At 60.9% G+C, this 11,637-nt stretch carries 9 protein-coding genes; 6 read left to right on the top strand and 3 right to left on the bottom strand.

Annotated elements, in window-relative coordinates; genetic code table 11:
* Nucleotides 1-676: 676 nt before the first annotated feature.
* Nucleotides 677-925 carry a helix-turn-helix domain-containing protein gene (locus AC56KW_RS25990; protein ID WP_497173523.1) on the bottom strand — a complete coding sequence of 83 codons (249 nt, stop codon included), beginning with the start codon at nt 923-925 and terminating at the stop codon, nt 677-679.
* Nucleotides 925-1,497 (bottom strand): DUF2975 domain-containing protein, encoded by a 573-nt coding sequence (locus AC56KW_RS25985; RefSeq protein ID WP_497173522.1) that lies wholly within the window; start codon nt 1,495-1,497, stop codon nt 925-927. The genes AC56KW_RS25990 and AC56KW_RS25985 overlap by 1 nt, the downstream gene beginning before the upstream one ends.
* Before the next feature lie 541 nt (nt 1,498-2,038).
* On the opposite strand from AC56KW_RS25985, the gene AC56KW_RS25980 reads away from it, so the two are divergent.
* From AC56KW_RS25980 to AC56KW_RS25955, 6 genes are all read left to right on the top strand, one after another.
* On the top strand, nt 2,039-3,307 hold the full coding sequence (locus AC56KW_RS25980; RefSeq protein WP_497173521.1) for a hypothetical protein: 1,269 nt from the start codon (nt 2,039-2,041) through the stop codon (nt 3,305-3,307).
* Between the two features lie 9 nt (nt 3,308-3,316).
* Nucleotides 3,317-4,276, top strand: a complete 960-nt coding sequence (locus AC56KW_RS25975) for a hypothetical protein (protein ID WP_497173520.1) — start codon at nt 3,317-3,319, stop codon at nt 4,274-4,276.
* A 21-nt stretch (nt 4,277-4,297) separates the two neighbouring features.
* On the top strand, nt 4,298-5,344 hold the full coding sequence (locus tag AC56KW_RS25970) for a lysophospholipid acyltransferase family protein (RefSeq protein WP_497173519.1): 1,047 nt from the start codon (nt 4,298-4,300) through the stop codon (nt 5,342-5,344).
* 116 nt (nt 5,345-5,460) lie between these two features.
* Nucleotides 5,461-5,913 (top strand): hypothetical protein, encoded by a 453-nt coding sequence (locus AC56KW_RS25965; RefSeq protein WP_497173518.1) that lies wholly within the window; start codon nt 5,461-5,463, stop codon nt 5,911-5,913.
* Between the two features lie 160 nt (nt 5,914-6,073).
* Nucleotides 6,074-7,552: a DUF2868 domain-containing protein gene (locus tag AC56KW_RS25960; protein ID WP_497173517.1), complete on the top strand. Its 1,479-nt coding sequence runs from the start codon at nt 6,074-6,076 to the stop codon at nt 7,550-7,552.
* Nucleotides 7,549-9,072 carry a DUF3482 domain-containing protein gene (locus tag AC56KW_RS25955; protein ID WP_497173516.1) on the top strand — a complete coding sequence of 508 codons (1,524 nt, stop codon included), beginning with the start codon at nt 7,549-7,551 and terminating at the stop codon, nt 9,070-9,072. The genes AC56KW_RS25960 and AC56KW_RS25955 overlap by 4 nt, the downstream gene beginning before the upstream one ends.
* Here the strand turns inward: AC56KW_RS25955 and AC56KW_RS25950 are convergent.
* Nucleotides 9,047-11,164 carry a TonB-dependent receptor family protein gene (locus AC56KW_RS25950; RefSeq protein ID WP_497173515.1) on the bottom strand — a complete coding sequence of 706 codons (2,118 nt, stop codon included), beginning with the start codon at nt 11,162-11,164 and terminating at the stop codon, nt 9,047-9,049. The genes AC56KW_RS25955 and AC56KW_RS25950 overlap by 26 nt on opposite strands.
* Between the last annotated feature and the right edge of the window lie 473 nt (nt 11,165-11,637).

The raw sequence follows: 11,637 nt of genomic DNA, 5'->3' as shown, positions 1-11,637 counted from the left end.
ACCGTGAAACGACTTTGCGCCGATGATAGTGCTGCAACCAGTGTGAAAGTAGGTTATCGTCAGGCTAGTTATATAGAAAAACCCCGCTCAGTGATCTGAGCGGGGTTTTTTGCTTTCTGTGGTCTGCTACTATCCCATGTTCACATCACTTCGGAAATCTGTCGGGCCAATAGGTAGTTCAACGCCTATCTGACAAGAGAATTTGGGCGTCGTGAAAATGGATTCTCCTGACCAGGCGATTCCATGACGGTTCCATGTCCCTGCACACGGCAACCATACGCAACAACGCACGTTCCGTTGCCTTCTTCTCCAGTTGCCTGTTGATGTTAGAAACAGCATCCGCTGCATCCTCGGCCAGCGTCGACATGGTCGCAGGCCGACAGGTCGAATCGCTGACTATCAAGAACCCGTAAGCGAACGCCAGCATCGTTTTCGAAGCGGATTACGGGTCAGGAATGATAGGGCGAGATCATCGATGGGCTGACTTCGAATGCATGTATCTTCACCTATAAGCGCCTTGGATACGGTAACAGCCAGGTCTTGTCAAGAAACCCAAGTGCCGAAAGATCAAGGCGCGAGCATGGGATCTCGTTATCAGCCGACCTGGTTGTCAGCCGTCTCTGGAGCTTTGCGGCGGCGAAGCCGCCAGCCTATGGATACCTTGCACGGGACCGTATCAACGGTCGAAGATCTGGTCCACTCCGTCATCGATCGCACCTTCTCCTTGGCGCCATTCGAGGATGTCGCCAGGTTGGCAAGCAAGTTTTTCGCAGATTTTCTCGAGCGTTGAAAAACGGATTCCCCGGACTTTACCCGACTTGAGTAAGGATAGATTCTGCTCCGTGATCCCAATAAAACTAGCCAGCTCCTTGGACTTCAACTTGCGTTTGGCCAACATGACGTCGAGATTGATGATGATCGCCATCAGATGAAGCCCTCGTTCTCTTCACTCACACGACGGCCCTCATGCATCACTCCGGCGATCAGGTAAAACAGGCTGCAAACCAGGATCAGCAACAATTCGCTTGAGCTCAAGTCAATCGAAACTGGATAGGTTTTGCCGTTACCCAGCAGATTAAAGGCAATCTCACGCAATGGCTTTTCCAGAGCGAACAGCAGGATTGCCAGGAAAATTGCTCCCGCCGATGCACGCAACAGGGCGATCGTGTCGACCGCAAATATCCGGCCGTGCTGAAAATGGCTCAAGGTCTGGCCGAGCCACACCAAACCGATGGTGAGCGCCACCAATCCTGGCAGGCCCAACGCGACCCCAGTCGCCTTCTGCTGCGCGGACAAGTCCTGCACAAGTCCTGGCGCCATTCCGTCAGGACTAAGTTGAACGTGAAGAGGACCAAGTTCTAACGGCATCGGAATAATCCACGCAAGCAAGAAAAAGATGATTTGAACCGAAAGAAATGCTAATAACAGCCAGCGAATAATATTGCAAAGGCGAAATAATGGAGTCAGCTGCACCGGATGAGTAACGGTTTTGTTCATGATCTGCTCCGCCCTTGCATTTTTCGACACACCACTGTTTGTCGATGTGACAATTGTTATTGTACTGCAGCAAATTACGTTTGTGTTACTTCATTTTTATGAATTGAAGCGGTGCCGTCTTATTGAAGCGAATATTTATCATTGTCAAACATTAAGATCTTACTGCTTGACAGTATTTTTTTGCCAACGTAGACTTCATTTGTATTTACGATAATCGCATCGTCCTACCAACGTTGCTAGGCTAGGACGTATTGCCAGGTCATGTTCACGGTCCAGTTCCGTGAGGTCAACTCATCATATCGATGGAGATACACCATGCAAGCTAGAGACCTCACGCTTGACGATTTTTCGATCGAAGCCCTGGAGGCCCGCTTCGAAATGGAAGCATTGGTCGAGCCGCCTCAAGAGGCCAGTTGGAAGTCGACGTGTAGCTATGCGGGCTTGTTTAGCACCTTCGAGTAAAGGTGTCGAGCGCTAGCGGAGCGTTCAGACTGGCATGCAAAAGGCTGTGTCCATCACGGCGCAACTGGCTGGATCCACCATGTCCATTCCCGATACATCGATTCCCTTATTAAAGATCGGGATTACCATCGTTCCCTGTGAGGATACTGTAGAAGGATTGCCTAAGCGCTATCTTCTAACAGTTGGTAATGCATATTTCCTGATCTCGTTCAAAGCCAGGGCCCTTGTACTAGCGTTACTGCACCGCCCAGAAACGCGGCGACACCTTGAAATTGCATTCGCAGCCGAAGCGGGCGACTACATGCCGGCTGATCGCCTCATCGCGCTCGCTCAACAGACCTTGCCATCGGCCTTGTTCCGCGGCACGGCGCTGCCAATCGCGGCGAAACCCTTCCTTATCAGCTGGATCTTGCTCCGCCCCCAGCCTGCTGCGCGCGTGGCCGCGCACCTTGGTTGGCTGTTCAAGTCGCAGGTCGTCATCGTTCTCGTCGCCATATTCGTGGTGATGCATGCGGCCGTCTTACAAGACGCAATTCATCTTGTCCATGACGCCTGGACAATCCAGGAAACGTTGGCACTTACTATATTGTTCCTGTTCAGCGGCCTGGTTCATGAACTCGGCCATATTGCGGCATGCCACCACTTTCGCTGCCCGCACGGCGGCATCGGATTCGGGCTGTATTTCATCTTCCCGGTCTGGTATGCGGACGTCACCCACGCATGGCAACTGCAGGCCCGCCAGCGTGCGGTAATCGACCTTGGCGGCGTGTATTTCCAGTCGATCCTCCTCATCGCGGTCGATGCCGTCGCACTGGCAAGCGGGAATCCGCTCGCTCTCAAGCTGGTCTGGCTAGTCACCTTCGCCATGCTCTTCACGCTCAACCCGGTTTTCAAGTTCGATGGTTATTGGCTGCTATCGGACCTGAGCGGCTTGCACAACCTCCACCAACAGGTCAGGCAGTCGGTCACCGTCCTGATCGCGCGTGCGATGGGCAAGCAAGGCATGCCCCGACCGCCGCTGCAGGTGGCGATCCTGTATGTGTATCTGCTGTTGAGCGCAGGCTATTTCTTCTATGTCGGCCTGTTTCTCGAACGCGAGCTTCATTCGTTTGGCGCCACCCTGTCAGTCGCGCCACCCGCGCATTGGCAGTCGCTGATGCTGGTGGATGATGCGCGCTGCCCGGACGTGGCATTGGCGCTCGGTCATTGTCTGGGCATGCTGATCTGGCCCCTGATGATCGTGTTCGCCAGCATATTTTTTCTGAACCGGCTGCGCCAGGCGGTGAATGTGATCGCGACCGGCATTCGTGCGGCCCGCGAACTGCCTCCTCGCCGCACGCACATGTAGGGGACCTCCATGTTTTCGCACATCAGCTTGTTAGGGCGACTCGCCGCCTGGCGCACGCGTCCGCAAGCGCCGATCATCAAGCAGCCCGATACCCAGCAATCGATTCTGCAAACGGCGGCCGGCATGGCTTATTACCTCGGCTTGAGTGAGGAAGACGCCACCTTGCGTGCTCAGGCGGCGTTCGAGCGGCGCGAACGGCGCGGAAGGCAGCCGTTCAGCGATGGGCTGGTCGTCCCCCCCGAACAGGCGCACAGACTGCTGCATCGGTCGCTCAAGCAACATGGATCCTGTCTCATGTCATTGCCATTCAGCGGCGCCGCACTCGAGCTTCTGCATGAACTCGCTCTGGACGGCAGTTTGCCATTGATACTGGTGGAAGGTCCGGCCCTCGCCAAACTTTCCGCAGGCTTGGGGGCAACGATTCAAGATCTGCCTCGCTGCCAGACACGAGATGTGATCAAGCACGTCAAAATACAGGTCGCGCAGCCTCAGGCGGTCGTGTACGTCAGTTTTCCCGAGTTGCACACGTTGACGGTGGGCACAACAGCGAACACGAGTTTCCTGGGCAAGGCATGCCGCTTTTCAGTGTTTGACCCCTTGTTGTGTCGTTATGGCCTCAATACGCTTCTCACGATCGGCTATTTCCCGGCCTCCGCCGGCGTTGGGCCGGAGCTGGTGAGTTGCGAAGCGCCAAAGGTGGGGCCTGAGGAACATACGAAGGCGATAACGACGCTGCTGCGTTGGTTACTCGGACATCTGCAGGTATCGGCCTCGGTCGCCCCCGACGATACGCTTTCCTGGCATCACTTGTATCGGGCAAGCATGCATTGTTACCAGATCGAGCGGCAAAATCGGATCGAGCAACTGGATGCGTATTTCAACGCCTGGAGAAGTTCGCCCGGTGGCATGCCTGAGAAACTCTGCCGCGTCGCGGCGGCGCGTGTAGCGGCACTTCGCGCTGCTGCGTGAATTTACTGGAAGGATAGGCAAGTGGCTTATTTCCCCGAGCTGGTAGTGCGATGCAGGATCGCCGCCGCACGCGCCCGATTATTGATGTCGTCCGGCGAGGCTGCCACCCTTCTGAAGGGGCGGATCGACCATTCGATTCGTATCGCATTTCCCGACTTAAGCGCAGCGGGAAGGGCCGAGCTGTTCGTGCGCCACTGGGTATCGATGCGCAAGTTTGCGTTGATCAAGCAGTACCTGACATCACTGCAAGCCAGCGAGCTCAATATCTTTCTTGACCGCCATGTGCGGGTCGATGGGCGCGAGCATCTCGACGCAGTGATGGAGAGCGAAGCGCCAGTCATTTTTGTCACGCCTCACTATGGCAATTTTGCGGCTGGATGCCTGAAGCTGATCAAGGAGATCGGCCATCGCAAGACGATCAACGCTTTCTACAACCCACCTTTGAAGAGCCACAGTTCCCAGGGATTCGAAGACTTGTTCCATCGCCTTGGCTATGGGTATAACGCCCTGTTCAATGACGACACCGCGGTGCTGAAAGCGCTGCGGGTGCTCAAGCGGGGAGAGGCATTGACCATGATGCCCGACGTGTTCGACATCACCGGCCATGTCCTGTATGTGCCGTTCTTTGGCCGACTGATTCCAGCCATGGCCGGAACCGCGCTGTTCGCGATCAAGGGCCGGGCGAATGTCATCGTCGGCTATAACTGTCCCGGTGCTGGATTGGCGTCGACCTTGAAGCTTGGCGCGCCGATCCATTACGAACGCACTGGCGATCTCGAGGTCGACCTGGCGACGCTGACCGCCGCCATCTTCGGTGAACTGGAGGCGCAAATCCGGGCGGCCCCCGAGCACTGGATATATCTGCCGAGGATGAGCGATTTGCTGGCGGATCGTCTTCCGGTGGACGCGACTGCGCATGCTGAATGGATGGGAAAACTCGACAGTGCAACACGCCAGTTCGCATCGGTATTGCCTGAATGGCCGGCCATCATGGATGAGCTCAAGTCGATTCCGCTTGACCCCGGGAACGATATCGGGACGACCCCCGCGCCGGGTGTTCCTACTTAGGTTCTTGTTGCTGATGGTCAGGAGAATCCTACAGCGCACCGACCGTTTCTCCTATAGAGCACCTTACCCGCGGGGCGCATCATCAAATTTCTTGTTCAGCAAAGCGGAGGATCGCGATGAAGTCGAAAGAGAAGGTCAAAGGCGGAGACAACCGTGCACGTGGTATCGCAAAACCAAAAACCTTGATGGTGGCCGAGGGCAGCCTGCAGTCCAGGGCGCCGGGCTACGTCATGCCGGGCGGGCTCGACACGCCGTTCCCGAAGGGAAATACCGGATCCATGCAATCCGAATCGACCCGACGCGGCCAGCGCGCTGGCGCCGGCTCGCAGACCGGCGGGTGGAGCGCACGCCAGCAGGCGCAACGCATGCAGGCACGCGGCGAGCAGGACCGGCTTGGCGAGTCGCGGCAGTCCGGGCAGGGTATGGAACAGTACCAGCACGCCGGGTCGCAGGAATCGCCAAGCGGTCCCGATAAATCGCGCCAGACCGGCAACGGCGCCGCCAACCAGCAACGCCAAGGCCGTCCTGACGAGCCGTCATCGGATTCCGGCAGCAAACGCAACCGCTGATAATCCAGGACCTCGACCGTCCACGAACATCACCGACCCGGGCCATGCCCGGGTTTTTTGTTACCGCGTGGCAGCCATGGTACGGCAGGCCACTGCCAGCTTGCGCGAAACTGGTGCACAATGCTTCCAATAGTATTGCCATTTCACCTATGGGAGAAGCATGAACGAACAGGTCGCACGCAATGTCGTGCTGGTGCGCTCGATTGAATACGCCGATGTTGCCCACACGGTCTTGAGCAACGACGATCGCATGTACGCTACCCGCAGCGCGCGCGAACTTGCCGCCTGGCAGGCCGCCGACAGTCGCATGGCGGTGAACCAGCATCACTTCCTGCAGCAACGCGCGGAACAAATCCTCAAGCGCCTGGGTGAGCGCACGCCGGCCTTCGGAGCGTTTGCCCGGCGTGCGCCCGGCATGGGCGGCATCTGGATCGCGCTGCCATTCCTGGCCTTCCTGCTTGGGGCCTTGCTCGACCGTATCGCCGATCCGCACCGCATCGACCTGCTGTCGGCGCCGCTGCTGGCCATCATCGGCTGGAATCTGCTTGTCTATCTTGGCCTGCTGGTCTGGGCCATCGTGCCGGCGGCGCGCCGGCGCAAGAATGGCTCGCCGCTGCTGCGCCGCCTGAGCGTCGGCAAGGCGGTCGCGCCGCGCAAGCTGCCGACCGCCCTGGCCGAAGGCGTCGCCCATTACCTGGCCGATTGGTCCGGGCTGAGCGAGCCGCTCACGCGCGCGCGCCTGACCCGCACCTTCCACCTGGCCGCGGCCGGCTTCGCGCTCGGCGCCGTCGCGTCGCTGTATGCGCGCGGCCTGCTTACCGAATACGTCACCGGATGGGAAAGCACCTTTCTCGATGCGCAGCAGGTGCATACGCTGCTGTCGTGGCTGTTCGCCCCGGCGCTGACGGTATTGCCCTTCTTGCAGGGCTTCTCGCTGGCCGAGATCGAGCAACTGCGCTTTGGCGGCGCCGCCGGCCTGCCGGTCGGGGATCGCTGGGTTCATCTGTATGGCGCGACCTTGCTGCTGCTGGTGATCCTGCCGCGGCTGGTGCTGGCGCTGGTGGCCGGCCTGCGTGCGCGCCACCTCAAGCGCAACTTCCCGATCGATCTCGACCAGCCGTATTATCGCAAACTGGCCGACAGCATCGGCGCCGGTACGCCGGCCGTGCTGCGCGTGATTCCGTATAGCTACACGCTCGACGAGCCGCGCGACCGTGGCCTGTGGGCGATCGCCGCCGCGGCCCTGGGCGGACAGGCGCGGGTACAGTTACTGCCGCCGGTCGGCTACGGCGTCGACCTGAAGGAAGCGCTGCGCGAGACGACCTTGAATGAGGCCGGGATCACCGTGACCATGGTGCTTTTCAGCCTTGCCGCCACGCCCGAGAAGGAAAACCACGGAGCGCTGCTCGATTATCTGGTCAAGCGGGTGCCGCGCGGCGTGGCCGTGTTGCTCGACGAGTCGCCGCTGCTCGAGCGCATCGGCGATCAGGTCGGCGGCGAGCGCGTCGCCGAACGGCATGCCCTGTGGCGCCAGTTCTGCAGCTTCCACGGCGCCTCGGCCCACGTCGTCAACCTGCTCCAGCCCGACAAGCACCCGCTCGAGCTGGGCGCGGGCCTGGTCTTGCCGGAGCTGCGATGATCACGCCCGCCAAAATCCAGTTCGCGCTGGTCTCGCACACCAACAACGGCAAGACCACGCTGGCGCGCACGCTGGTCGGGATGGACGTCGGCGAAATACGCGACGCCGCCCACGTGACCCAGATCTCGGAGGGCTATCCATTACTGAGCACCGAAGAGGGTGACGCGCTGGTATTGTGGGACACGCCGGGCTTCGGCGATTCGGTGCGCCTGCACAAGCGTCTGGCGATGGCCGGCAACCCGATCGGCTGGTTTCTGCGCGAAGTGTTCGACCGCTACCGCGACCGCCCGTTCTGGCTCAGCCAGCAGGCGCTGCGCGCAGCCAGGGAAGAAGCGGACGTGATCCTCTACCTGGTCAACTCGTCGGAGTCGCCCCAGGATGCGGGCTACCTGCCGCCCGAGATGAAGATTCTCGAATGGCTCGGCAAACCGGTGGTCGTGCTGCTCAACCAGGTCGGCCCGCCGCGTCCGGCGCACGAAGAGCAGGCCGAACCCACGCGCTGGAAGCAGCACCTGGCCCAATACTCGGCGGTGAAGGAGGTGCTGCCGCTGGATGCCTTCGCCCGCTGCTGGGTGCACGAACATGTGTTCTACGAATCGGTGAGGCACCTCATCGAGGCGGACAAGCGTCCGGCTTATGCGCGCCTGCTGGCGGCATGGGCCAAGCGCAACCGCGTGCGTTATATGAGTGCGCTGCACATGAGCGCCGAGCAGATCGCGGCCGCCGCGCGCGACAGCGAGCCGCTGGGCGAAGACCGCCGCGGCATGCTGCGTAGCGCATTGAAGGCGGTCGGCATCGGCAAGGACGAGCAACGTCGCCAAGACCTGGCGATGGCGGCGCTGGTGCAGCGCCTGAACGACGGCATCAACCATGCGACCGCGCGCATGCTGTCGCTGTACCGTATCGACCCGGGGCAGGCGGTGAACGTGAACGCGCGCGTGCGCGAGAACTTCGCGGTGCGCGCGCCGGTGGACAAGGCGCAGGCGGGCCTCCTCGGAGCAGTGGCATCGGGCGCGGCGACCGGCCTGTCGGCGGACGCGATGACGGGCGGTCTGACCCTGGGCGCCGGCGCGCTGCTGGGGGCGATCGCCGGCGGCATCACGGCGGCCGGCGCGGCCTGGGGCTTCAACCAGGGCACGGACCGCAACCAGGCGGACGTGAAGTTCGCCAATCCCTTCCTGCAAACACTGCTGGCAAGTGCGATCCTGCGCTACCTGGCGGTGGCGCACTTCGGGCGAGGGAGGGGTAACTATGTGGAGAGCGAAGCGCCGCAGTTCTGGCAGGCCGAGGCCGAGCAGGCCTTGAGCGCCCAGGGTGCCGATGCCGAGCGCCTGTGGCAGTCGGTGCGCGCCGCGCCGGATCTTGGCGCGGCGACCCGGCTGGTCGAGGCGGTGCTGGTGCCAGCGGTGACTGCGACGCTGGGGCGCCTGTATCCCGATGTCGCGTTGCCGGGCGCTGCATCGCCAGCAGCGCCGACAGCAGACCAGGACGCGGTTACTGGAACTGGTACTGGGCGCTGACGCCCAGGATCCAGTTGCGGCCAGGCGCCGCTTCGTAATAGCGGCGGTTGGCGTCGCCCACGATGACCGAGCCGACGTAGTCGCGGTCGAACAGGTTGTTCAGGCGCGCGAACTGGCGCAGTTTCCAACCGCCCAGTTGTTGGCTTGCCTGCACGCGAGCGTTGATGATTGCATAGCCCGGCGCCGGCGTGGCGCCGTTGGTGTCCTCCGCGTACACCTTGCTGTTGGCGATGGTTTCGAGCGCCGCGCCATAGCGGCCTGCCGCTTCCCTCCAGCCGAATTCGCCGTAGAAGCTGGTCTTCGGCAGGCCAGGCAGCCGGCTGCCTTGCGGCACCGCGCCGAACGCTTCGTCGTAAATCGCGTGCAGCATGCTCAGGGCCAGGCGCGCATTCCAACCGGCGCCGAGTTGGGCATCCACCGACAGCTCGCCGCCCTGGCGCAAGGTCGCGCTGGCGTTGCGGTAGCTGGTGCGGCCGCCGGAGGAGGCGTCGACCACCAGCTCGTCTTTCGTCTTGACCTGGAATACCGAGGCGTTCACCCGCACGCCGCTGGCCACCATGGCTTTCACGCCGGCTTCCAGGTGGGTACCGATAGCAGGATCGAGCGCGAAGTTGAAGCCGCCACCGGTGCCCGAATAAAACGACTCGTTCATGGTCGGCGTCTCGAAGCCGCGCGCCGCGCTGGCGTAGACGTTCAGGGTCGGCGTCACTTTATAAAGCACGCCTACCAGCGGCGTCGTGTGGCGGAAATCGGTGCCGCCGCTATCGTCGCCGTTGGACAGGTAACGATCTTCGACGTCGAAATCCACGCGGCTGTGGCGCACGCCGCCGCTCAGTACCCAGCGGTCGCGCTCCCACTCCAGCTGCACATACGGATCGACGCTGCTCACTTCGTTCTGTTCGTCGCGCCGCAGGTTGCCCTTGACGCCGAAGGTGTTGCCGACGAAGTTCTCGAAGCCCTGGCGTGCATCCTTCGAGCGCGCCAGTTCGAGACCGGCCGTGGCGCGCATGGTGCCGCCCGCGACCTGGCGCACCGCGCGCCAGTTGGCGTCGAGGCCGTAGAAGTCGCGGTCGAAGTCGATCACGCCGCCGGAGTGGCTGGTCGGCGCCTGGAAGCCGCGCGAGAACGACTGGTACTGGATGACGCGGCGGTTGCCGCCGTAGGCCGTCACCTGCAGGCGGTCGTCGCCGAAACGCTGTTCAAAGGTCGCGCCGAATTGCTGGTGATCGATGCTCTTGCGCGTGTCGTAGCGATCGGCCAGCGTGCGCTGGGGCGTCTGCGTATCAGTGGTGTCGATCTCGCCCGCGCGTGGATCGCGTTGATAGGTGTCCCAGGTGACGCCCAGCGGGTCTTGCGTATCATCCTGGCGCAGGCCACTCGCGGTGAGTACCAGGCGGCTGGCCGACGATGGCGCGACGACCAGCTTGGCGTAGGCTTGCTTGCGCGTCGCGGCGCTGTGGTCGCGGTAGCCTTCGGTTTCGAAGCGCGAGGCGTCGAGCAGGTAGCCGATGCCCCCACTGCGGCCGGACGCGTTGGTGTCGAACTTGCGCTGGCCGTAGCTGCCGCCGGCGAAGCTGGCCTCGATCGTCGGCTTGTCGGTCGGCTCGCGCGTGAACAGTTGGACCACGCCGCCGGAGTGGTTGCCGTACAGTGCGGAGAAGGGACCGCGCAGTACCTCGATACGCTCGGCGAGATCGAGGTTGAAGGTCGCGGCCTGCCCCTGCCCATCCGGCATGGTGGCGGGAATGCCGTCCGCGACCAGACGCACGCCACGCACGCCGAAGGCCGAGCGGGTGCCAAAACCGCGCGAGGAAATCTGCAGGTCTTGCGCATAATTCTCGCGATTGCGAACCACGATTCCGGGTACCGCGACCAGTGCTTCGGAGGCATTGACGCGCAATTGGGTGTCGCCGATCTGCGCCGCATCGACTACGTCGATCGCGGCCGGCAGATCGAAACTCGTGTGTTCGGCCCGGGTGCCGCTGACCACGACAACATTCATCGGATTATGGATGTCGTCGGCGATGGCTGCCAAGGGCCAGCAGGCGCAGACGGCGGCGACCGCCGTACGGCGCAAAACGGTGTGCTTCATTATTTCTCCATGGATGCGTAGCAAGCGCGAGCGGGATAGTAGCCTTGCTAAATCAACCAATGAATATACCTTGCAAGAGAGAATTACGTGCGCACGGAAACAACCTGGCAAACTTAGGACTGATTGAAATGTGCGGAAGCAAATTTCGATCGGGTCTTGCGGAACCGTGCCGAGGTTTGCTATAGTTCGCGTCCGCTTCGGCAACGACCGAAAATGTTAACGTAATCAAGTGGTTACGATGGCAAGATCGGCAGAGAAATCTGAGACGAAGCGAACGAGGGGGTTGACGAGAAACGAAAAATGCTTCATACTCTCTTTCCTCTGCTGCTGACGAACACAACGATTCGAAGCAAGCTGCAGATGACGCAGTACCGAATAAAGTTCTTTAAAAATTAACAGTCGATAAGTGTGGGCGTTTGATGAAGGTGCCAAGAACTTCGGTTCTTGATTACTTAAATTATCAAATGTTCACG

Source organism: Telluria sp. RT2P19 (assembly GCF_059685725.1).
This window is presented reverse-complemented; position numbering and strand designations above follow the sequence as displayed.

Excerpts from the sequence above, each read along its gene's own strand:
- AC56KW_RS25990 (WP_497173523.1), bottom strand. The coding sequence starts at position 925 with ATGGCGATCATCATCAATCTCGACGTCATGTTGGCCAAACGCAAGTTG.
- AC56KW_RS25985 (WP_497173522.1), bottom strand. The coding sequence starts at position 1,497 with ATGAACAAAACCGTTACTCATCCGGTGCAGCTGACTCCATTATTTCGC.
- AC56KW_RS25980 (WP_497173521.1), top strand. The coding sequence starts at position 2,039 with ATGTCCATTCCCGATACATCGATTCCCTTATTAAAGATCGGGATTACC.
- AC56KW_RS25975 (WP_497173520.1), top strand. The coding sequence starts at position 3,317 with ATGTTTTCGCACATCAGCTTGTTAGGGCGACTCGCCGCCTGGCGCACG.
- AC56KW_RS25965 (WP_497173518.1), top strand. The coding sequence starts at position 5,461 with ATGAAGTCGAAAGAGAAGGTCAAAGGCGGAGACAACCGTGCACGTGGT.
- AC56KW_RS25960 (WP_497173517.1), top strand. The coding sequence starts at position 6,074 with ATGAACGAACAGGTCGCACGCAATGTCGTGCTGGTGCGCTCGATTGAA.
- AC56KW_RS25955 (WP_497173516.1), top strand. The coding sequence starts at position 7,549 with ATGATCACGCCCGCCAAAATCCAGTTCGCGCTGGTCTCGCACACCAAC.
- AC56KW_RS25950 (WP_497173515.1), bottom strand. The coding sequence starts at position 11,164 with ATGAAGCACACCGTTTTGCGCCGTACGGCGGTCGCCGCCGTCTGCGCC.